This is a genomic window from Rhodococcus sp. MS13, from assembly GCF_013277835.1.
Taxonomy (GTDB): domain Bacteria; phylum Actinomycetota; class Actinomycetes; order Mycobacteriales; family Mycobacteriaceae; genus Rhodococcus_F; species Rhodococcus_F erythropolis.
Genome location: NZ_VBTL01000004.1, coordinates 906983 through 928612, shown reverse-complemented (window position 1 = coordinate 928612; position 21630 = coordinate 906983). Strand labels below are relative to the sequence as shown.

20 protein-coding genes are annotated in these 21630 nt (G+C 61.9%); 11 read left to right on the top strand and 9 right to left on the bottom strand.

The genetic code is table 11. The features are described from left to right. Window positions 1-307 precede the first annotated feature (307 nt). Genes FEZ59_RS12905 through FEZ59_RS12890 form a run of 4 tightly spaced genes read left to right on the top strand, consistent with a single transcriptional unit; the run spans window position 308 to window position 4678 of the window. Window positions 308-1885 carry an AMP-binding protein gene (locus tag FEZ59_RS12905; protein WP_172932719.1) on the top strand — a complete coding sequence of 526 codons (1578 nt, stop codon included), beginning with the start codon at window positions 308-310 and terminating at the stop codon, window positions 1883-1885. Between the two features lie 19 nt (window positions 1886-1904). Continuing rightward, window positions 1905-2288 (top strand): hypothetical protein, encoded by a 384-nt coding sequence (locus FEZ59_RS12900; protein WP_069145399.1) that lies wholly within the window; start codon window positions 1905-1907, stop codon window positions 2286-2288. Beyond that, the gene (locus FEZ59_RS12895) at window positions 2281-3411 is read left to right on the top strand and encodes a thiolase family protein (RefSeq protein WP_003942932.1); all 1131 of its coding nucleotides are present in this window, start codon (window positions 2281-2283) and stop codon (window positions 3409-3411) included. The genes FEZ59_RS12900 and FEZ59_RS12895 overlap by 8 nt, the downstream gene beginning before the upstream one ends. 55 nt (window positions 3412-3466) lie before the next feature. Further along, entirely contained in the window at window positions 3467-4678 is a 1212-nt protein-coding gene (locus FEZ59_RS12890) for a PucR family transcriptional regulator (protein ID WP_024487576.1), read from the top strand. Here the strand turns inward: FEZ59_RS12890 and FEZ59_RS12885 are convergent, their stop codons facing one another. Then, the gene (locus FEZ59_RS12885) at window positions 4679-5506 is read right to left on the bottom strand and encodes an SDR family oxidoreductase (protein ID WP_172932718.1); all 828 of its coding nucleotides are present in this window, start codon (window positions 5504-5506) and stop codon (window positions 4679-4681) included. A gap of 171 nt (window positions 5507-5677) precedes the next feature. Between FEZ59_RS12885 and FEZ59_RS12880 the strand changes: the two genes are divergently transcribed. After that, a complete protein-coding gene (locus FEZ59_RS12880; protein WP_019745802.1) occupies window positions 5678-6910 on the top strand; it encodes a helix-turn-helix domain-containing protein in 1233 nt (410 codons plus the stop codon). A 4-nt stretch (window positions 6911-6914) separates the two neighbouring features. Here the strand turns inward: FEZ59_RS12880 and FEZ59_RS12875 are convergent, their stop codons facing one another. Continuing rightward, entirely contained in the window at window positions 6915-7262 is a 348-nt protein-coding gene (locus FEZ59_RS12875; protein WP_020909514.1) for a hypothetical protein, read from the bottom strand. 225 nt (window positions 7263-7487) lie between these two features. On the opposite strand from FEZ59_RS12875, the gene FEZ59_RS12870 reads away from it, so the two are divergent. Together FEZ59_RS12870 and FEZ59_RS12865 are read left to right on the top strand one after the other, a co-directional pair. After that, entirely contained in the window at window positions 7488-8573 is a 1086-nt protein-coding gene (locus tag FEZ59_RS12870; RefSeq protein ID WP_019745800.1) for a TerC family protein, read from the top strand. A gap of 176 nt (window positions 8574-8749) precedes the next feature. Continuing rightward, a complete protein-coding gene (locus FEZ59_RS12865) occupies window positions 8750-9679 on the top strand; it encodes an alpha/beta hydrolase (protein WP_020971152.1) in 930 nt (309 codons plus the stop codon). On the opposite strand, the gene FEZ59_RS12860 is transcribed toward FEZ59_RS12865, so the two are convergent. The 5 genes from FEZ59_RS12860 to FEZ59_RS12840 all read right to left on the bottom strand — a co-directional run bounded on the left by FEZ59_RS12860 (window position 9662) and on the right by FEZ59_RS12840 (window position 14815). Continuing rightward, a complete protein-coding gene (locus FEZ59_RS12860; RefSeq protein ID WP_084325884.1) occupies window positions 9662-10333 on the bottom strand; it encodes a Dabb family protein in 672 nt (223 codons plus the stop codon). The two genes, FEZ59_RS12865 and FEZ59_RS12860, sit on opposite strands and share 18 nt — an antisense overlap. Beyond that, window positions 10326-10673, bottom strand: coding sequence for a hypothetical protein (locus FEZ59_RS12855; RefSeq protein WP_020909511.1), 348 nt, complete (start codon window positions 10671-10673; stop codon window positions 10326-10328). Before FEZ59_RS12855 ends, FEZ59_RS12860 begins: the two co-directional genes overlap by 8 nt. A 45-nt stretch (window positions 10674-10718) precedes the next feature. Continuing rightward, entirely contained in the window at window positions 10719-12236 is a 1518-nt protein-coding gene (locus FEZ59_RS12850) for an MFS transporter (RefSeq protein ID WP_020909510.1), read from the bottom strand. A gap of 132 nt (window positions 12237-12368) precedes the next feature. Next, the gene (locus FEZ59_RS12845) at window positions 12369-13832 is read right to left on the bottom strand and encodes a benzaldehyde dehydrogenase (RefSeq protein ID WP_084325885.1); all 1464 of its coding nucleotides are present in this window, start codon (window positions 13830-13832) and stop codon (window positions 12369-12371) included. 92 nt (window positions 13833-13924) lie between these two features. Further along, window positions 13925-14815: a LysR family transcriptional regulator gene (locus tag FEZ59_RS12840; RefSeq protein ID WP_003943104.1), complete on the bottom strand. Its 891-nt coding sequence runs from the start codon at window positions 14813-14815 to the stop codon at window positions 13925-13927. Window positions 14816-14938: 123 nt separating this feature from the next. On the opposite strand from FEZ59_RS12840, the gene FEZ59_RS12835 reads away from it, so the two are divergent. The 3 genes from FEZ59_RS12835 (at window position 14939) to FEZ59_RS12825 (ending at window position 18425) form a co-directional block, all read left to right on the top strand. Then, window positions 14939-16306, top strand: a complete 1368-nt coding sequence (locus FEZ59_RS12835; RefSeq protein ID WP_019745793.1) for an NAD(P)/FAD-dependent oxidoreductase — start codon at window positions 14939-14941, stop codon at window positions 16304-16306. A gap of 79 nt (window positions 16307-16385) precedes the next feature. Then, window positions 16386-17138 (top strand): IclR family transcriptional regulator, encoded by a 753-nt coding sequence (locus tag FEZ59_RS12830; protein WP_019745792.1) that lies wholly within the window; start codon window positions 16386-16388, stop codon window positions 17136-17138. A gap of 99 nt (window positions 17139-17237) precedes the next feature. After that, window positions 17238-18425: a 4-hydroxybenzoate 3-monooxygenase gene (locus FEZ59_RS12825; RefSeq protein ID WP_172932717.1), complete on the top strand. Its 1188-nt coding sequence runs from the start codon at window positions 17238-17240 to the stop codon at window positions 18423-18425. 123 nt (window positions 18426-18548) lie between these two features. Here FEZ59_RS12825 and FEZ59_RS12820 read toward each other — a convergent pair whose 3' ends face one another. Together FEZ59_RS12820 and FEZ59_RS12815 are read right to left on the bottom strand one after the other, a co-directional pair. Then, window positions 18549-19871: a ClC family H(+)/Cl(-) exchange transporter gene (locus FEZ59_RS12820; protein WP_172932716.1), complete on the bottom strand. Its 1323-nt coding sequence runs from the start codon at window positions 19869-19871 to the stop codon at window positions 18549-18551. A gap of 114 nt (window positions 19872-19985) precedes the next feature. After that, entirely contained in the window at window positions 19986-20606 is a 621-nt protein-coding gene (locus FEZ59_RS12815) for a LysE/ArgO family amino acid transporter (protein ID WP_172932715.1), read from the bottom strand. 75 nt (window positions 20607-20681) lie between these two features. Here FEZ59_RS12815 and FEZ59_RS12810 point away from each other — a divergent pair, with 75 nt between their 5' ends. Further along, window positions 20682-21575, top strand: a complete 894-nt coding sequence (locus tag FEZ59_RS12810) for a LysR family transcriptional regulator ArgP (RefSeq protein ID WP_172932714.1) — start codon at window positions 20682-20684, stop codon at window positions 21573-21575. Window positions 21576-21630: the final 55 nt, after the last annotated feature.

Below are 21630 nucleotides of genomic sequence, written 5' to 3'. Positions count from 1 at the left end.
GCAGCAGTTTTCGAGTGGACACTGAATCGATGTGCCTCAAGTCACATCGGTTAATCTAACGCAGTTCGGTTAAATGGTCAACGCATGCGCCTTCGGTAAACCTAATGGCGTATGGTTTAGTGTACGAGACGGGATGATTCTGCTGAGTCTGTTCGACTGTTAGCTCTATTCTGTTGTTGTGCAACAGTTTTGCAGTTGTCGATGGTTGACAGGTCGGCCGGGGGAGCTTACGTTTCGCCGAGATGTAAACAGTTACTGACAACTTCCTGGGACGCTGCGGCCCGCAGGAAGGAAGGAATGGTTTCCCATGGCCCTCTCCGATTTCTTCGACCAAGGGTGGAGCGTCGATCCCGCTGCCATCGCATATCGTCACGGCGACGTCGACTGGACGTTCGAAGAAGCAGGTTCGCTGTCCTGTCGTGTCGCGAACGCGTTGCTGCGAGACGGAATGAAGCCGGAAACGAAGATCGGCGTTCTCTCTCCCAATGATCCAGCGGCGTGGTTATGCGTCATCGCTGCCTGGCGTGCCGGTGGAACCTGGGTGCCTCTCAATCCGAACAGTCCGATCACGGACAGCATCGGATTCGTCAACCAGTTCGATTGCGAGATTCTCTTCTATCACCCTGCGCTTGCAGCAGCTGTAGACGAGATTCACGCTGCAGTCGGCGACCGCATCCAGTACATCCGCCTCGAAGGAGAAGCGGACGCCGCCGAGTGTGTTCGTGACTACGCCCGCGCATTGACGGACTGGCTCGGCGATTCTCCGTCGACGCATCCGAGGGTCGACGTTCCGCAGGATTCCGTGGCGATGATTTCGCCGACCGGCGGTACGACAGGCGCTCCCAAGGGCGTGATGAACACCCACCGCAGCTTCTCGATGTGTGTTGCGCAGCTGATGCTTGCCATGCACTATCGCGCCGACGAGAAGGTGGTCAACCTCGCGGCTGCCCCCATTACGCACTCCGCCGGAATGCTGACCCTGCCGGCAACTGCCCGCGGCGGCGCCGTCGTCGTGTTGAAGCGGCCGGATCCGGAGACCCTGCTCGAGTCGATCGACCGATACAACGTCACCGACCTGTTCCTGCCTCCCACCGTGATCTACCGGTTGATCGAACATCCGGATCTGGCGAACTACGATCTCCCGTCGCTGCGGTACTTCCTCTATGGTTCTGCCCCGATGTCGGCCGAGAAGCTGCGCAAGTGCTTGAAGGTTCTGGGTCCGGTGATGATCGAATGCTTCGGCCAGACGGAAGCTCCCGGCTCCATCAGTTTCCTGCGCCCCGAGCAGCACTTTGTCGACGGCGAGATCGCCGACGACGCCCGATTGCTGTCTTGTGGTCGGCCGTCGCCGTTGATCAGAGTCGAAATCCGCGACGACGAAGACAACGCGCTTCCGAGCGGTGAGCGTGGCGAAATCTGCGTACGCGGAGACCTGGTCATGAAGGGGTACTACAACAACCCCGAGGCGACCGCCGACACCATACGTGACGGTTGGCTTCACACCGGCGACATCGGATACCTCGACAACGAAGGGTTTCTGACGCTCACCGACCGCAAGAAAGACATGATCATCTCGGGCGGATTCAACGTCTTCCCAGCTGAGGTCGAGCAGGTGATCTGGTCGCACCCCGCTGTGCAGGACTGTGCCGTCATCGGCATTCCGGACCCGGAATGGGGCGAGGCCGTCACCGCTGTCGTCGAGCTCAACGAGGGCGCAGAAGTAGGTGCCGACGAGCTGATTGCTCTGTGCCGCAACAAGCTCGGAGGTGTTCGTAGTCCCAAGCGAATCGACTTCGTCGAACGACTCCCGCGCAGCGTCAACGGGAAGGTCCTCAAGAAGGATCTCCGAGAACTCTACTGGGCTGATCAGGCTCGACGAGTCTGAAGAACAGGACTGACGAATAATGCACCCTTCGTTCGACGATGCCGCCCTGCGATGTGAAGGCACGAGCATCAGACTGCTGGCTTCGCAGTGCAGTCGGTGCGAGAACATCAGCTTCCCTTGCCGTGAGCGTTGCGCCAAGTGCTACGCCCCGGCGACCCAGATCGAACTGGCCGAGTCCGGTACCGTCTTATCGCATTGCACTGCAGCATTTCCGATTGCCGGAGCGCAACCTCCCGTGACCATCGCGCAGGTGCGTATCGGTGACGCCGACATCGAAATTCTGGGAGTCAGTGCCGATCCCGTTCGAATCGGTGATGTGGTTTCCGTTGTTCCCCGGAGTATGGGCACGGAAGACTCACTGTTCACGACATACGGTTTCGAAAAGGAGTCGCGCGATGCGTGAGGTATACATCTCGGGCGTCGGAATGACGCCGTTCGTTTCCAAAACGACGACACCGCCACATGTTCAGGGTGGACAGGCGTTGAACGCGGCCCTCGGGGATTCCGGACTGGACTGGGCTGAAGTCGGCCTGCTCGTGGTCGGTGCCGTCGGTACCGGAATGTCGACCGCTCCGCTGGTTCTGCACGAAATGGCGTGGACCGGGATTCCTGCTGTTGCGGTAGAGAACGCATCAGCTACCGGCACAGCGGCTTTCGAGCAGGCCCGCGCTGCTGTGGCATCGGGGCAGGTGGAAACTGCCGCGGTGGTCGGAGTCGGAAGCCTCGGTGCTCTCTTGATGAGCCGCGCTGCCGAAGGGGAACGTGAACCGGACTTGATTTCTGTATCCGGCATGGCAGTTCCTGCTGTTCCGTTTGCGTTGATGAAGCAGGCCCGCATGCATCGACACGGCGAATCGGCCGACGCCAGCCTCCTGGTGGTGGAGAAGAACCTCTTCAATGCAAGCCGAAACCCGATGGCGCAGCGTAACAAAGCATTGACGATGGACGAGTTGAAAGCTGCACCGATGCTGGTGGATCCGCTCCGGCGCGTCGAATCCTGCCCGATCGGTGACGGCGCAGCAGCAGTCGTCATCACCAGCAGAAAACTCGCGAACGCCAGTCGGGCCGTCCGAGTGGCTGCCGCCGTAGCGGAGACGGACAAGTGGCACGGGGCTGCCGCGTTCATGCCTGATCTCGGTGTGACCAAGCGGGTCTCCGCCCGTGCCTACGAGCAAGCCGACATTCGCCCCGACAACGTCGACGTCGTAGAGGTTCACGAGGCTTTCAGCGTCGAAGAACTGCAGTACATCGAGGATCTCGGGTTGGCGGCGGAAGGGAAGGCGTCGTTCGCGATGGCAGACGGCGATTTCCACATCGGAGGCCGTGTCGCGGTCAGCCCCAGCGGTGGACTGATCGGCCGTGGGCATCCCGGTGGAGCGACCGGCCTGTCCCAGTTCGTCGAGATCACGCAGCAGATTCGTGGGCAGTCCGGGGTCCGTCAGCACGACGGTGCGCGGATCGGATTCGCGCAGATGATCGGAGCCGGCGGAGTGAGTTACGCGCACATCCTGGTCGGCGAAGACTAGCGGTTCCGGTACGACAGTCCCCCCGCCTTCGGAACGTGGTGGAAGAATGCGGGGGGTGAACACAACCGGAGTACCCACAGAAGTGCTTTCCCGGGTAGCCGCGGCAGGGGCGGACGACGCCGGTGGCCTACCCGTCGAACTGCTGGGTGATTTCCTGGACGTGCTCAGTGTCGCCGTATGCGAGGGGAAGCCGCTGCAGCGTCGTCAGCTGCATCGTTTCCGTGCCCGCGGTGAAGAAGCGGCGCAGCAGGGTGTCGCCCTGCGAGCCCTGCTCGATCTGTATCTCTCCTCGGCTTGGCGCCTGTGGCGTGAGCTCCCCGCTGTTATTGCGGCACAATCGGATCCGACTGCCGTGGTCTCGGCCGGCGAAGTCATGCTCCGCGCCGTCGACGATGCCGTCGCCGAACTGGCCGAAGGATTCCAGTTGGCCAGGCGATCTCTGGTCCGCTCGCAGGTATCGGCACGCCGTGAGTTCGTCGACGACTTGTTGACCGGCGGAGCCGATGTCGTCGGATTGTTAGGTCGTGCTTCGGGATTCGGGCTCCATCTCAGCGGTCCGCATGCCGTCGCGGTCGTGACCGCGACGCGCGAGTTCACCGACGACAATCCCTTGGTGCGGGCCGTCGAACGTGCCGTGCTCGGCAGCAAGGGTGACGCCGACGCGTTGGTTGCCAGCAAGAGCGGCAAACTGGTCGTCGTTTTCGCGGCGCCGGACCGTGATGCCGTCGACCACGTGCTGGCGGGTATTCGGTCGGCTCTCGGACCGGGAACCGATGACGACGGGCGAGTTCAGTTGCAGCGGCGTGCTTTGGACGGCACCTGGCAGATCGCTGTCGGGCGCCCTCGCACCACCGCTTCGGGCGTCGTGGCGTCGTACCGGGAGGCGCTCGACGCACTGGACCTGGCGCAGCGCCTGTCGTTGACCGCACCGATCATCGATGCTCGTGACCTGCTGGTCTACCGCGTTCTGGTCAACGACAGGCCGGCGGTCACCGACCTGATCCACACCCTGCTCACCCCGCTGCTCGAGGCACGCGGCGGCGCTGGGCCGATGATCGACACCCTGCTCGCGTACTTCTCCGCCGGCGGCAATACGGCAAAGACCGCCCGAGACCTGCATTTGTCGGTCCGGGCGGTCACGTACCGCTTGGACCGTATCCGTGAACTCACCGGCCAGAACGTCAACGACCCCAATGACAGCTTCGCGCTCCACGCTGCCGTGCTGGGCGCGAAGTTGCTCGACTGGCCGGCCACGGAGCTGGCCTGATCAGCTGGTGCGCGCCCGTTCCTCGTAGGCAGCACGGGCCGCGGTGTCGACGTCGCCGAGAAACTGCGTCTCGACGCCGAACAGTCGGCTCAATGCCTCGTAAGGCCGTCGGGGCACGAAACCCTGTGCCTGGACAAGCAGTCCGGACACTCGCGTAATGCGCACGCGTGGTCGAGGTTTGGTGATCGAGCCGACGATTGCTTCGGCGATTTCCTCCGGCTGAACCTCACGGAAACCCTTCATTCCCGAAGTCCCGGAAGTGAGTTGGGTGTTGGTGAGCGTCGGCAGTACGGACGAGACGTTCACTCCGGTGCCACGAACTTCCTTGCGGACAGAATCGGTGAAGCCCAACACCGCATGCTTGGCGCCGCAGTACGTCGACAAACCGGGGCACGGGAGTTCGCCGGCAAGCGAAGCGATGTTGATGACGTGTCCACGTCCGCGTGGAAGCATCCGTCGCAGTGCGAGTTTGGTTCCCGTGATCACGCCGAGGACGTCGATCTCGATGATGCGTCTGGTCACGGTGTCGTCCTCGTCGACGATCCGTCCGACCGGCATGATGCCCGCATTGTTGACCAGTACGTCGATCGGGCCGAGTTCACCTTCGACGGTGTCGAGGAAGTCGAAGAACGACGCGGGGTCGGTGACGTCGAGACGCCCGAACGTACGGATGCCCAAATCTTTTGCAGCCTGCGCGAGAGTGGCTTCGTCGATGTCGCCGATCGCGACCCTCGCGCCCAGGCTGATGAGCCGTTTCGCGGTGGCGTATCCGATGCCCCTGGCGCCACCGGTGATGACCACTACCTGACCGTCGAAAGGCTTGTTCATATCGCGAGCGTCTCCAAAAACTAGAGGGATGGGATTGCAGTGACGTAAATCTGCAGCGACGTGAAACTGCAGTGAGATGTGATTGTGGACCAGTTGAAGTTGGGTAGATAGGCCTTGTTGGCCGAACCAAGGCGATAGATTTATGACTAAGTCACAATTCGGGGAGGCGCCATGGAAACATCGGAGTTGGACGGCTGGATTGCGAATCTCGCACCCATCTATCTCCAGCCGGAGGTGATCGACGGTTTCGTCCAACGCATCGACGACGCCATTGCCGAGGCCAATCCCGAGGTAGCGGCTGATCGGGAGCTACGACGCGATGTGGATGCGAGCACCGCGGCGCAGCTCCGCGTCATCGTGGCGGCGATCGCGGGCGGTTCCCAAGAGGTCACGCCGCCGGCGGAGTCGGTTGCGCTTGCACTCACCGTCGCTCGGCGCGGTATGGATCTTCGGGTCCTGCTCAAGATCTACGGCGCCGGACGCCTCGCGATGCTGGGTTTCGTCGACGAGTCGATAGAGGCACTCCCGATCGGTCCGGAACTCAAACGCGCACTTCTCGTTCGAGTGTGGGGTTCGGCGATGAGATGGCTGGAAGTGACCACCGAATTGTTGGTCGCGACGTACGCGAAGGAGCGGGAGAGCTTGGCGCGCGGCGCTTTTGCGCGTCGGTCCGAGACAGTGCACGCGATTGTCGCGGGCGAAGCCCTTCACTCCGACGAAGCGTCCCGGATCCTGGACTATCCGATGCGGCGCCACCACACGGCGTTTGTTCTCTGGACGGACGACACCGACCCGGCTGCAGACGTATTGGCGCGGTTGGACTCGTACGCCCGTACCTTTGTGGACGAGTCCAATGGCGAGCGTGTTCTGACTTTGCCTTCGGGCGCGCGTGAGCTGTGGTCGTGGGTCGCGCATTTCGACGGCCAGGAGTGGGCGTCACATGTTGATGCCCGGCATTCGGATCTTCGCGTTGCAGTGGGAGCGAGCGGTTACGGAATGGAAGGATTCGCTCGCAGTCATCGCGAGGCGCTCGCCGCGCAGCGCGTGGCGGTCCGTTCCGGGGGCTCGCCGGGTATCACCGTCTACGAGGATGTTCAGGTTCCCTGTCTGCTCACCGAAGATCTGGGCGAACTGCGTGAGTTGGTGGCTCGGGAACTGAAAGGCCTGGCCGGCGCGGACGGCGTCACGACGCGCATCCGTGACACCGTCCGGGTCTACTACGAGAACAACTGCACCGCGGCCGCTACTGCCGCAGCCCTCGGCCTGCACAAGAACACCGTGCGGTATCGACTCGATCAGGCCGAAAAGCTACTGGGTCGCAGCGTCGACCAGCGTCGGCTGCCGACGGAGTTGGCCCTCATCGCACTGGAGAGCTACGGAGCCACCATCGCGCCGGCGCCGTGATTCGCTACTGCATGTCATCGAGTCCGGGGAGCGAGTAGCCGGAGTTGTCATCCCAATCTGCGGGGGTGTCGTCGAGTGAAACGTCCCAGTCGGCGTCGGGCACCGCTCGCCGGAGTTCGGTCAGTGCGTTGAACCAGTAGACGAGTGACGGAATCACCTCGGTCGGATCGCTCGAGATCTTGGTCGAGCCGTTGAGCAGAGTGTTGGGGATATCCGACGGGTAGAGGTCCAGGACCTCGTAGTCGAACGGAAATTCGTCGTTGTGGACGGCGATGAGTCGGTCGACTTCGGCCTTCTCGTCGTCGGTCAGCGGTGTGGAGCGGACGGCGGAGTAGTACAACGAGGTGCTCATGTTTGCCAGGCTAGAACAAGTTGCCTTCCAACGGCGGTTTCGGATGCAACACCTTTAGATTGCATGATCTCGGCAACTTTAGATACAAAAGTCGTCGATATTTCGACAGGGATGGATAGAAGTCGGCAAGGAACACTGGAGAAGACGGCGAGACGGCCGTCCGAACCCAGTGAAGGAGCTCCCCGTGACCGCAGTCATCAGTGCCATTCGGGTAGGTGGTCAGCGATGAACGTTCCCATGTGGGCGTGGGCCGCGTTCGCCGCAGTCATCGTCGTCATGTTGCTCATCGACTTGCTCGCCCACCGCGGCGCGCATGTCATCGGCTTCAAGGAAGCGGCCTGGTGGAGTGCACTCTGGGTCGGTTTGTCTCTCGTGTTCGCGGTGGTTGTCACCCTGACCTTGGGGGTGAACTCGGGCGTCGAATTCACAACAGCCTGGCTGTTGGAGAAGAGCCTCTCGGTCGACAACCTCTTCGTGTTCGCCCTGATCTTCGGTTACTTCAAGGTGCCCCGTGAGTACCAGCACCGTGTGCTGTTCTTCGGTGTCATCGGCGCCCTGATCTTCCGCGGAATCTTCCTCGCTGCCGGCGTTGCCGTGGTCAGCAAGTTCACGGCCGTCCTGTTCGTCTTCGCCGCCATCCTGCTCTACAGCGCTTACAAGCTGCTCAAGGACGACGACGAGAGCTTCGATCCGGGTACGTCGCTGGCAGTTCGCCTGCTGCGCAAGATCATGCCGGTTCGCGAGGAATACGCGGGAACCAAGTTCTTCGTCAAGGAAGCCGGAAAGCGCGTCGCAACACCGCTGTTCGCCGTCGTCGTCGCCATCGAAGCCGCCGACCTCGTGTTCGCAGTCGACAGCGTCCCGGCAGTCCTGGCAGTGAGCGACGACCCGTTCATCGTGTACTCCAGTAACGCGTTTGCGATCCTGGGTCTGCGTGCCCTGTACTTCCTGCTCTCGGGTCTGCTCGAGAAGTTCCACTACCTCTCCAAGGGTCTGTCGATCATCCTCGCCTTCATCGGCGTGAAGCTGATCATGCAGGCCAGCCACAAGGTGATCAGCACGTCGATCCCCGAGATCCCCTCGCTGGTCAGCCTCGCGGTGATCATCGTGGTCTTGGCAGGCTCGATCATCCTGAGCCTCAAGAAACCGCTACCGCAAGAGCCTGAGGCCGAAGAGGTTGCGTCCGGTGATGCACCGGTCGACCTCGAGAAGACAGGCCCGAATGGGGGCGTCGAGTCTTCCGACATCGCGCTTGCTGCCGGCGAGCACGACGACGATGACGACAAGGTGGATGCTCGCAGTAGGAGCTGACGCCTGATCGGCTGAACCGAATCGAAAAGGGAGACCACACAACGAGGTGTGGTCTCCCTTTTCGTTTCTCACGACTTCTCGTAACCAAACAGACCACTGATCGGGAAGGTGTGTTCTCACTCGGCCGCGCGCGATCTACCTTGGCGGATGCCCGACGTCCGAGATCAGGAGTGCACATGACAATTCACGCGGAAGTCATCACCATGCTGGCCACGCTCAACGCCGCATTTCCGGATGTCACCAGCTTCGAGCCGTCGGAGTTGCGCGCTCTGCTTCGGAATCGACGCGCCCCGTTGGAGCGGCTTCCCGATTTGCGTACGGTCGAAGATCTCGCAATCGAGGGCCCCGGTGGAGATCTGGCGATCCGCGTCTACCGCCCGCACACTTCCTCCGACGCCGGACCGCTGGTCGTCTTCGCTCATGGCGGAGGCTTCGTGTTCTGTGACCTGGACAGCCATGACGAATTCTGCCGGTCCATGGCGGAAGGGGTTGGCGCCGTCGTCGTCTCCGTCGATTATCGTCTGGCCCCTGAGTACCCCGCGCCGGCAGCACACGACGACGTCTACGCCGCATTGGAGTGGGCGACGAAACACGCGGCACAGTACGGCGCAGACCCGAGCAAGATAGTCCTTGCCGGCGACAGCGCGGGCGGCAATCTTGCTGCGACAGTAGCCATCGCCGCTCGCGATCGTGGGGGGCCGGCGGTTGCGGCGCAGGTTCTCATCTATCCGGTGATCGACGACGATTTCGACACCGAGTCCTACCGTCTCTACGGTACCGACCACTACAACACGACCACGGCCATGAAGTGGTACTGGGACCAATATGCTCCCGAACGCCGAGATGACGTGCGGGTGATACCCACTCGGACAGAGTCGTTCGCAGATCTTCCAGCTGCTGTTGTCGTGACAGCCGAGCTGGATCCGCCGTGCTCGTCCGGTGACGAGTACGCGAAACTGCTTGCCTCGGCCGGCGTCCCCGTGCAGCATCATCGCTTCGACGGGTTGTTTCACGGGTTCCTCACTATTCCGTCATTGTCGCTCACAGAGCCGGCACGCCAGAAAGTTTGGGCGATGATCCGCGAGGTATCAGCCGCCGCTCGATAGGATCTCGTCGCCCAGTTCGCCGAAGGTATGGCAGATTCTTTCCCGCACAATGACTTCGGTGCATTCAGGATCGAACCATCGATCAACGACGCCCCAGTGGATCGGATGATCGAGGTATTGGGTCTGCAGTGATTCGAGGTCGGTGAACTCCTGCTCCCACACATGGGTCCACGGTGCTTCGTCACATGCGGGTGTTGCGCCGGTCGCCGCACTCACCCGACTGAGTCGCCAGGCAGCGATCGAGGAGATATGCCCGGGCATCTTCAGCAAGTCGCTTTCGAAGCGTTCGATTTCGTCCTCGGAGGTAGTGGGTTCAACGCGAATCAGCAACGCTCGATACACCCCGTTCGGGCCCGTGGCGCGCGAGCGACCCTCGGTTCCGGAAACGTACTCGGCGCCGTGAAAGCGTTCGATGGCATCGTGGTGAAGTTCGGCGTCGACGGAATCGCTAACGGCCCGCCACGCGGCTTCATTCGCGAACTGAAGATAAACGATCAGATCTCCGCCGTTGATGGCGCCGGGCAGAGTAGCGGTGACGAGATGGCGAACTGCGCCCGACGATTCTGCCACTGCTGCAATGGTGTTCACCGCATTCGCCCAGCCGTCCGAGTCCGGGCTGTCGGCAGCAAAAACAACCCTCGTGACGTTATACATCGGCCAGTGCCTCGACGTCGTCGGCAGCAGCAGCCATGGTGCGGCTACGTTCGCAGATGAGTGGTTCCATGGCATCCCACCACTGCCGAAGCGTGGTGTCGCCGCGACTCAGGCGAGTCATTGCCCACCAACCGGAGGTTCCGTCGACGGTCCACGTGATAGTCACGACGTTGGGTTCGTACTCGGACCACAACGGCGGACTGACAAGTATGTTGTCGAGGGTCAGGCTGCGTCGCCGGGCGTTCGGCAGGTAGCCGGCACGCCATTCGTCGACGAACTTCTGCCCGCATCCGGGATTCGTGACGATCCGGTCGATCACGTAGAGAGTCTCACCTGCCATGTGCGCAGGCTACGGTGCACCTAACCCTCTGCAGTACTTCCGATCTCACGCAGCGGGAGGTTGTTCGGAAGCGGACGGGGAGTGTGCCGGTCGCAGCCCCAGCCACCCCACAAGTCCCACCAGAACGAAGGCAACGCCCGCGGTCGCGAACGTGACGGTGAAGGCAGATTCGCTTGGCATCGCCGGAACACCTTCGGGGAGGTTCGCGATTGTCATCGACGCCAGAATCGTTGTCACTACTGCGCTGCCGATGGCGCTGCCGGTGGAACGTGAGATCGAGTTGATGCCGTTGGCGATGCCGCTCTGATGATGCGGCACATTGGACATGATGATGGCGGGCATGGCTGCATAGCCGAGGCTGAGGGCGGCGCCGATCACCATGCCCGCACCGATGACCGACGCGGTGTGCGTGTGGTCGAACGCGAGCCACGCAAACGGCACCGCGCCCAGGATCGCAGTGAGTCCCAGAACGAATCGCGGCCCACGGAGTCTGATGAGACGACCGCCGATCGGGGCGGCGATCAGCGAAACTATCGCGCCAGGCAGCAGGAATTCGACCGACGCACGCAGAATGCTCGCGTCGAAGCCGTATCCGGTGAGATCGCGGGGAAGTTGTGCGAGATACGAGATCCCGAGGAAGTTCGCGAACATGCCGAAGCCCACCACGACGCCGGCAAGATTTGCCATCATCACCGGGCGGTGGACGAACATCCGCATGTCGACAAGCGGCTCGTCGACGATCTTCTCGATCCACACCCAGACTGCGAACATCACGATCGAGGCCACAAAAACACCGACGGTCAAGGGCGACAACCACCCCCATTGGTGGCCTTGAGAAATCGCCAGAAGAAGCAGAAGTAGTGCCGCGCCCAGACTCAGCGCACCGATGAGGTCCACGCGCCCACCGCTTTTGTGCGTGGTGGGCGGGACCAGCGTGGCGACGGCAATCAAGGCCAGTACTGCGAATCCGGTGGCCATCCAGAAGGCGTTGCGGTAGTCGGCATCCGGAGCCGATGTGAGCAGACCCGTGGCCACGAGGGCGAGACCGCTGCCGAACGCGAGAGTTCCGCTGACCAGGGCCATGGCGCCGGGAAGCTTCTGTGGTCGTATCTCTTCGCGCAAGACCGAGAGTGCGAGAGGGAAGATCGCGGTGGCTGTTCCCTGGAGTACACGGCCGAGGATCAGCAGTGGCAGATTGTGCGCCAATGCCGCGACAATCGAACCGATCACCATGACGACGAGGACGCCGACCAAGGTGCGCTTCTTGCCGTGCTGATCGCCGTAGCGTCCCAGCAGGGGAGTGAAGACGGCAGCGGAAAGCAGGGTCGCCGTCGTCACCCAACTGACGCCGGCGGACGAGGCTCCGAGGTCGGACTGAATCCGTCCCAGGATCGGAACCGGCAGCGTCTGCATCATCGAGACGATCATCGCTGCCAGGCTCAAAGCGCCGATGATCACGGCCTCCCGGCGCGGCGATCTTGCTACGGACTGGTCCGGGGAATCGGTGGCAGTTGGCGTAGCGCTGGGGCTCGCGGCACTGCTCGTCGTAACTGTGTTCGTCAACGGGTCCTTCTCGGGAACAACAAGAGAAAATGCTTAATGTGGCGAAGTAATTTTCTCTGGATGGTAAGTCCGCGAGATCGATCCCGTCAATGCTGGTCAGCGACCGAGTGGGACGTGCCCTGTGAATTCGTTCTAGAAGGGGTATACCGGGAGTGCACTTTGCGCCGTCACCCATTGTGTTTCCGTGAAGGCATCGAGGTTTGCACCGATACCGCCGACACGGCCGCCGTTACCCGAAGACGCCATGCCGCCGAACGGGATGACGGCTTCGTCGCCGACCGTCTGATCGTTGATGTGGACCAGGCCGGTGGGAATCTGTTGGGCGAGTTCGAGTCCGCGCATGGCGTCGGAGGTCAGAATGCCCAGCGACAATCCGTACTCGGAATCGTTGGCTATGGCGACGGCTTGTTCGACGGTGGCGAAGGAGGTCACCGGTGCGACCGGCCCGAAGACCTCGTCGGCGAAGGCCGGCGCGGTGAGTGGGGTGTCGGCTAGCACGGTGGGCCGGTAGAAGAGATCCTCGTAGGTGCCGCCGGCAGCCAGTTTTGCTCCGGCCGCGATGCTTCCGTTGACCAGAGAGTGGATGTGGTCGCGTTGTTTGGCGTCGATGATGGGTCCGAGTGCGACCTGACCGGTGAACGGGTCGCCTACCGGAAGCTTGTCGGCGTGTTCGGCAAGGAGTGCGGTGTAGTCGGCGGCGATACTTTCGTGGACCAGTTGGCGGCCGGTGGTCATGCAGATCTGTCCCTGGTGCATGAACGATCCGAAAGCGCCGACAGATGCGGCCTTTTCGAGGTCGACGTCATCCATGACGATCAGCGCATTGTTGCCGCCGAGTTCAAGATGAGCGCGCTTGAGATGGCGGCCCGCCAGTTCGCCGACCGCGCGTCCAGCTCGGGTCGACCCGGTGAATGCGATGACGCGAACGCTCGGATGAACCACGATTGCCTCACCGGCGTCAGCGCCTCCCGGCAGCATGCTGAACACTCCGGCGGGCAGGCCTGCTTCTTCGAAGATGCGAGCGAGAACCACACCGCCGCAGATCGCCGTGCGCGGGTCAGGCTTGAGGATCACCGAATTGCCCAGCGCCAGTGCGGGAGCGACTGCACGGATCGACAAAATGATGGGGAAGTTGAACGGCGCGATGACGCCGACGGTTCCGACGGGTACGCGACGAGAGAAGCTCAGCCGAGGTTGCTCCGAGCGCAGAACCTCTCCGACAGGGTGTGCGGCCAAAGCTGCTGCGTTGTAGCACTCTTCGGCAGCGGTATGGGTTTCCAGCCCGGCCTTGGCCGGGATGCTGCCGGCCTCGCGGATTACCCATTCGCCGATTTCGTCGGCGTACTGCTCGAACAGTTGACCGGCGCGGCGTAGAACGGCGGCTCGTTCGGTATATGGCCTTGCTGCCCAATCCTTCTGAGCTGCAGTAGCTTTTGTTGCAGCGGCTGCCACGTCGTCGGGTGTTGCCGTGCCGACCGTCGTCAACTGCTTGCCGGTGGCCGGCTCGACGACAATACGATCGTCGGCGCTACCGCGAACCCATTCGCCGTCGAAGATCTTCGATTCCCACACAGGGTCGCTCAGCAAACGCGTCATGGCTGCTCCTCGGTAAAGGGATGCAACCGCGCGCCGCATCACATGGTTGCTCACCACGTTGCTCTGTGAGGGGGTCGATCGCCATCACACTTTCACTCAGTGAAAGACGGATTCATGGCGTCCTTGAGTGCTTGGATCAGATCGGCGAACTCGGTGGAGTGGGTAGCGCCGCTGCGGGTCACACCCGAGACGGGAATGCGCAAGCGGCCGTGCGATTCTCGCATGAAGCTGATTCCAGCGCGTGGAGATTCGCCTGCGGTGATCGAATAGAGCAGGGTCCAGGCGCGCGGGTTGGTGATCACGTCCAGCGTGGCTGTGTGATCGCTCGGAATTGCGGGGCCCAGTTGGACGCGTCGATCGATCTCGCGGAATGCGTCCTCGACGACTTTGTGAATGAGCACCTGACTTTGGCGCGGCGGCAGGAGCAGGGGATATGCGGCCAGATCATTGAGGTCGACGCTTTGCTGGCCGGCTAGGGGGTGTCGGCTCGACATGACGACCAGCAGATCTTCGACGCCGAGGTCCAAGGGTTCGAGTCCGGGGCGGTCGACGCCGCCGCGAATCAGGGCGATGTCCGCGTCACCGGAGGCCACAGCATCCATGCGGTGGGCAAAGCTCTTGATGACGAACTCGACGTCCAGGTCCGGATGAAGTTCGCGCACGTGTGCGATGGCGTCCAGCGTCTGAGCGGCAAAGCTCATGTTTCCGGTGATTCGGATCCGGGCTCTCGGGTCTCGTGCGACGGAGTACGCCATCGTTTCGAGACTGAGGACTTGCTGCGCGATGGGCACCAGTCGCGATCCTGCCGGGGCCAAGCGAACCGCCCGGGTCGAGCGCTCGAAGAGTGTCGCCCCGAGCTCCTTCTCCAGTCGTGCGACCTGATGGCTGATCGCCGACTGCGAGATGAAGCAGCGTTCGGCAGCGCGACTGAAGCTCAGTTCCTCGCTCACGACGAGAAAGTACTTGAGTTGGCGGAAGTCCATGAGGACAGCTTACTTATGAGCAATCGAGATAACAGTCTTGCGAATACTCCAGCTAGCTGGACCCGACCCATGATCAGTCCATACCGTAATAGTCATACTTTCAATTTGGTTGAGGAGTTCGTTGTGGATAGAACAGCTGCGGGTCGCGCCGACATCGACGCGACTGGACACGAGAAGACTCAGGTTGTGATCGTCGGTTCGGGATTCGGAGCCCTCGCCGCGGCCAAGACCCTCGCGAAGTCCAAGACGCCGTTCGTTCTCATCTCCGCCACCACCGAGCACCTCTTCCAGCCGTTGCTCTACCAGGTGGCGACGGGTGTCCTGTCGGCCGGCGAAGTTGCTCCGCCCATCCGCACGATCCTGCAGAAGTACCCCAACGCCGACGTCCGCCTCGGTCGCGTCGTCGAGGTCAACGCCGAAGAGAACACCGTCGTCTACGAAGCCTCGGGCACCCGCCACACGCTCGGGTACCGCTCGCTCATCGCAGCCACCGGTGCCACGCAGGCGTACTTCGGGCATGACGAGTTCGAAAAGGTCACCTACAAGCTCAAGACCGTCGAGGACGCCGAGGTACTGCGTAAGCAGATCCTGCGTTGCTTCGAGGAAGCGCACACCACCAACGACGCGCTGGTTCGCCGTAACCTGCTGAGCTTCGTTGTCGTGGGTGCCGGCGCGACCGGCGTCGAGCTCGCCGGACAGATCAAGGAACTGGCGCGTCGCTACTTTGCGAAGGCCATCAACAACATCAGTGCCGACGAGGTCACGGTCACCATGGTCGAGGGCGCCGGCGTTGCGCTTCCGGCCTTCGGCGGCAAGCTCAGTGAGTACACGCAGGCCTCGCTCGAGAAGTCGGGTGTCGAGGTAGTCCTCAACACCATGGTCACCGCCATCGACGAGCATGGTGTCACCGTCTCTTCGGCAAAGACCAAGGAAGAGAAGCGCATCGACGCCGAGACCGTCATCTGGTCGGCCGGTGTACGCGCCAACGACTTCGCCGCAGTGCTCGGAGAGGCGACCGGTTGTGAGAGTGACCGCGCAGGTCGTCTGCTCATCAATCCGGACTTGACCGTCGGCGGGTTCGCCAACGTCTTTGCCATCGGCGACATGACTTCGCTCAACGGTCTGCCCGGTCAGTCGCCCGTTGCGATGCAGGGTGGCCGTCACGCCGCGAAGACTGTGAACGGAAAGGTCAAGGCCGGAACGCCTTTCAAGTACTTCGACAAGGGCAGCATGTCGATCATCAGCCGATTCAGCGCTGTATGTCGCGTCCGCAAGGTCGAGTTCAAGGGCACGATCGCCTGGTTCATGTGGCTGGCCGTGCACGTGATGTATCTGGTGGGCTTCCGCAACCGGTACGTCGCTGTGATGTCGTGGTTCGGTTCGTTCATCGGTCACCGTCGTCCGCACTTCCACTACGCGCAGGAACCGATGAAGATCGAGGCCGCGCCGCCGGTGACCGAACGCGAACCGGAATTGGCGCACTCCGCGTAGCTACGCACCGCCTGAACACGTTTCGCCTGATGCCAGTCACAGTGGATTCTTAGTGGCACTGCCCTGTCACACTGTGTGAATGGCATCAGGCGACCGTTCGTTGATCGGCCGGGCATTTATCGTGCTCGGTGCCTTCGACGCGAAATCGCCGCGGTTGACGCAGTCGGAGATCAGTCGTCGCAGCGGTTTACCTCTGCCCACCGTTCATCGGCTGTGTGGGCAGTTGGTGGCTGAGGGCGCACTCGAGCGTCGGAGTGACGGCAAGTACCAGGTCGGAGTGCGGTTGTGGGAGATCGGCGCTCTTGCTCCCGGCGCTCACGGCCTGCGGCAGGTGGCGTTGCCGTTCCTCGAGGACCTGTACGAGGTCACCCGGGAGAACGTGCAGTTGGTCGTTCGTGAGGGTACCGAGGCGCTGTACCTCGAGCGCTTGTCCTCGCGTAGCGCTGTCACCGTTGTCGGTCGCGCCGGGGGAAGATTGCCGTTGCACGCGTCCAGCGGTGGACTGATTCTCCTCGCGCACGGCGGAACCGAACTTCTCGACGACGTTCTCCAGGCCGGTCTCGAGTCGTTCACTCCCAAAACCATTACGTCCGAGCGGATTTTGCGAGCAACTCTCGACGAGATCAGACGCACCGGATTTGTCGTCTGCCGTGAGTATCTGAACGTCGGAACCCTTGCCGTCGCCGCTCCGGTCCGCGAAGCCGGCGGCAATGTCGTCGCAGCGGTCTCGACAGTTGTTCCGGTGGAGCAGGATCCGGCTCCTTTACTGCCGGCCTTGGTCGCGGCCGCCCGTGGAATTTCACGCGGGCTCGGTGGCGGCGGACTTGGATAGCTCGTATTCGGTCTTTCACTGAGTGAAATTACAGCTGTTCAGGGGCGTGATCGTGGTCGATGGTGGTCTCAATCGTCACTCACCTCAGGAGTTCTCTGTATGTCTTCTTCGCGCACCCAGGTCGGAATCGTCGGTGGTGGTCCCGCCGGGTTGATGCTCTCGCATCTGTTGCATCTGAAGGGAATCGATTCGGTAGTCCTGGAATGTCGCACCCGTGAAGAGGTAGAAGGCACCATTCGTGCCGGCGTGCTCGAACAGAACACGGTTGATCTCATGGTCGAGACCGGACTCGGTGATCGACTGAAGCGGGAGGGCCTCGAACATCACGGAATCGAGCTGCGATTCGGCGGGCGAGGGCACAGAATCGCGTTCGACGAACTGACCGACGGGCGCGCAGTCACGGTCTATCCGCAGCACGAGGTGCTCAAGGATCTGATCGCGCGACGTCTCGCTGACGGCGCGGACATTCGGTTCGGAGTGTCCGACGCGCAAGTACACGATCACGAATCGGATCGCCCGAGCATCACTTTTGTCGACTCGGACGGAAACGACCAGAAGCTCGAGTGCGCCCTGGTGGCCGGTTGCGACGGATCACGTACGCAAACGCGAAAGCTGATTCCCGAACCGTCGATCCGAACGGATCATTTCCGCCAGTATCCCTTCGCGTGGTTCGGCATCCTGGCCGAGGCTCCGCCGTCATCGGAAGAATTGATCTACGCCAACCATGAGCGTGGGTTTGCACTGATCAGCACGCGGACGCCCGAGGTGCAGCGTCATTATCTTCAGGTCGATCCGGACGACTCCGTGGACAACTGGTCCGACGATCGAATCTGGGACGAGCTGCACATGCGCGTCGACGGCGAGGGCGCAGAGATCAAGGACGGCAGGATCTTTCAGAAATCGATCCTTCAGTTCCGCAGCTTCGTTTGTGAACCGATGCAGCACGGCAACCTGTTTCTTGCCGGCGATGCGGCGCACACCGTGCCGCCGACCGGTGCGAAGGGTATGAATCTCGCGATCGCCGACGTTTACGCTCTGGCGAAGGCAATGGACAGTTTCTTCACCTCGTCCGACCGAAAGATGTTGGACGGATACACCGAAACGGTGCTGCCGCGTGTGTGGCGGACGCAGCACTTCTCGTGGTGGATGTCCTCGATGCTCCATCGCTTGCCAGGCGACAGCGGTTTAGGGCATCGCCGTCAATTGGCCGAGTTGGACATGGTCACGCGTTCGGTCGCCGGACGAACGCTGATCGCCGAGAACTACGTCGGAACGCCCTTGATCTAGAGAGTTGTCGCAGATTTTGCGGTGCGTAATCAGTGGAGCGGGGTGCCTTGATGGTGTACCAGTTGCCATCCGGCCGGGGCGCGGCGCCACAGGGATGTGCGCCGCGCACGATGTCGATCGTGATCATCGCAGAGGTGGGTGTCGAGTTTCCAACATCCGTTCTCGGAGACTGTCGTAGATAGGTGCCGACCCTGACGCGGTGGCGACGAATACCGCTGCCGCAGTGGCAGCGAGCATCGGAATTAGCGTCGACGTCACCGCTGTCATCTCGACCACGATCACGATGCCGGTGAACGGTGCGCGCACTACAGCGCCGAAGAAGGCAGCCATGCCGATGGTGGCCATGGTGACCGTGAGCCCGGCGTCCACTCCGGGCACGAAGCTCGACAGTCCGGTGAAGATCGACCCCCAGAGTGCGCCGAGTGCGAGTAGGGGAGCGAACAGTCCGCCGGGAGTTCCAGCGGCATACGAGAGCGGGCCAGTGAAGAACCGAACCGCCAAGTACAGCAGCAGGATCGGCAGTACGAAGGTCCTTCCGCCGACGATCATCTGTGCAAGAACGTCGCCGCCCCCACTGGCCAGCGGGTCGAGGAACAGCGTCAGGCCGATGGTGGCGCCGATCGTTGCGCCGATGACAGTCGGCGGGATCCTGTCGAGTCGCGCAACGGCGTCGAGTAGACCCAGAATCAAGCGGTTGTAGGCGATACCGAGTAGCCCCGTGAGGATTCCGAAGACGACAAACAGTGGCAAGAGTGCGAGTTGAGGCGTCGGGACGGTGCCGACCTCGAAATCGGGTTGGTCACCGATGACAAGTCGTGCACAGCCCACCGCGACCGAAACACCGAAAAGTGTTGGCAGCACGGTGCGCAGCCGAAATGAGTGCGTCACCTCCTCGCAGACGAACAGTGCCCCGGCGATCGGCGCGTTGAACGCGACGGCGAGTCCTGCTCCGGCCGTGGATGTTTGCAGCATGGCGACGTCCGGTTCGGCAAGGCGGGCCCGCCGTCCCGCTTCTGCCCCGATCGCCGCACCCATGTGTACGGTGGGGCCCTCGCGGCCGAGAACCAGACCGGAGCCGATCGCCAAGAGGCCGCCGATGAATCTGGCAGGCACGAGATTGATTCCCGGCGGCTTCGCTTCGCCGCGGGACACCGCCTCGACGTGCTGGATGCCGCTTCCCTTTGCGAGGGGTACTCGTCTGACGATCAGTACGGCCAGTACGGTGCACAAGGCCACCAGGACGACCGGCACGAGCCACCCGACGTACGGAACGTGATGCGCCCAGTTCACGATCGTCCGACGGAGTTCGTCGGCCCTGATCAGACACCAGCGGAATGCGCCGCCGACAAATCCGACCCCGACGCCCGCGACCGCAGCGAGTAGACACAGCAAACTCAGTCCGCGGTTGGAGTCACGCGGTTCGGTGCCGCCGTCGTCCTCGGTCATCGTGATCAGCCCTACCTGATGGTCACAACTCGCGACAGGTGAATTGAGCTTCCTCACCTTGGACGGTAACCCATTCCGATACCCGCAGTGTCGGATCGAGGTTGTGCAGCCGAGTCACAATTCGACAAGCAGGCTGATTCCGAGAACCGCCATCATCACGGCGATCAGAGCGTCGAGAATCCGCCAGGCGTTGGGTTTCGCAAAAAGCGGCGTCAGCAGACGTGCGCCGTAACCGAGGGCGCTGAACCAGACCACACTCGCGGTGATGGCACCGGCCGCAAACCACCAACGTCCGATTTCGCCGCGACCGTTGGCAATTGAACCCATGAGCACCACGGTGTCGAGGTAAACGTGTGGATTGAGCCAGGTGAGAGCCAATGCCATCGTGACGGCGGCCAGCCTCGAACCGTTGCCGTGCTGATCCGGCGCCAGCGTCTGGGGTCGAAGCGCCCGCTTGGCGGCGAAGATTGCATAGCTGAGGAGGAAGACCGCACCGGCGATACGAACGAACGTGATCAGCGACGGTGCGTGTTCGAGGAGGGTCCCGATTCCGCTGATGCCTGCAAGGATCAGAATTGCGTCTGACAACGTGCACACTGCGACGATCGGGAGTACGTGCGATCGCGTCAGACCTTGGCGAAGAACAAACGCATTCTGGGCGCCGATTGCGACGATCAATGACAGTCCGACTCCGAAACCGACGAGGGCCGACGCAGGGTCGTTGGTGCTGAGCATGTTGTCGAGCCTGCCGCTCAGATTTCATTCAGTCCAGCTAATGATTCTTAGGACGCATCAGAGTAGCTTCAGATTATGTTGGATTTCGAGCAACTGAGGGCATTGCACGCTGCGGTCGACGAGGGAACCTTCGAGGCGGCGGCGCGGAAGTTACACATCACGCCTTCGGCGGTCAGCCAACGAATCAAAGCTCTCGAGACCTCGGTTGGCCGGATCCTGGTGCAGCGCAGCAAACCCATCCAGGTCACCGATTCCGGGAGAGAAGTCCTGCGTCTTGCCCGTCAGATAGACGCACTGTCGCGTGACACCGTGCGAGAACTCGGTTTGGAAAACGGTTCGAACACCTTCGCCCGCGTCTCGATCGCGGTCAATGCCGATTCGCTGTCCACTTGGGTTCTCGGGGCCCTCGCGGAGTTCACGCAAGAAGTCAGTTTCGATTTTCATCTCGACGATCAAGACCACACCACCGAACTGCTGCGCGACGGTTCGGTCATGGCTGCTGTCACGTCTGTTGCGTCACCGATTCAAGGGTGTACCTCCAGTCGGTTGGGCATCATGCGGTATCGGCCGATGGCGAGCGCAGAGTTCTGCCGTCGCTGGTTCGCAGATGGTGTTACGGCCGAATCTCTTTCGGAGGCGCCGCTGGTGGTGTTCAATCGCAAGGATCTGCTGCAGGATCGGTACCTCGATCAAAAGGTCGGCCACCCGGCAGATCCGCCTCGCCATCTTGTTCCGTCATCGGCAGACTTCGCGGACGCCGTCAGACGGGGATACGGGTGGGGGTTGATACCGGACCTGCAGTGCGGCGAAGACGATCGCGGCGGAGTGCTGATCGGATTCGATCCGGACTTCGTGGATGACGTTCCGCTGTACTGGCAGCAGTGGAAACTGTCGTCACCCGTCTTGCGCCGGATCTCCGAAGTGGTGACCCGACGCGCTCACGAGGTGTTGCATCAGCCCTCGATCTGATGTTCGCCGCCCTTGCGGCGTTGTGCTCAGGGAACAAAGAACCTGGATAAGTTGA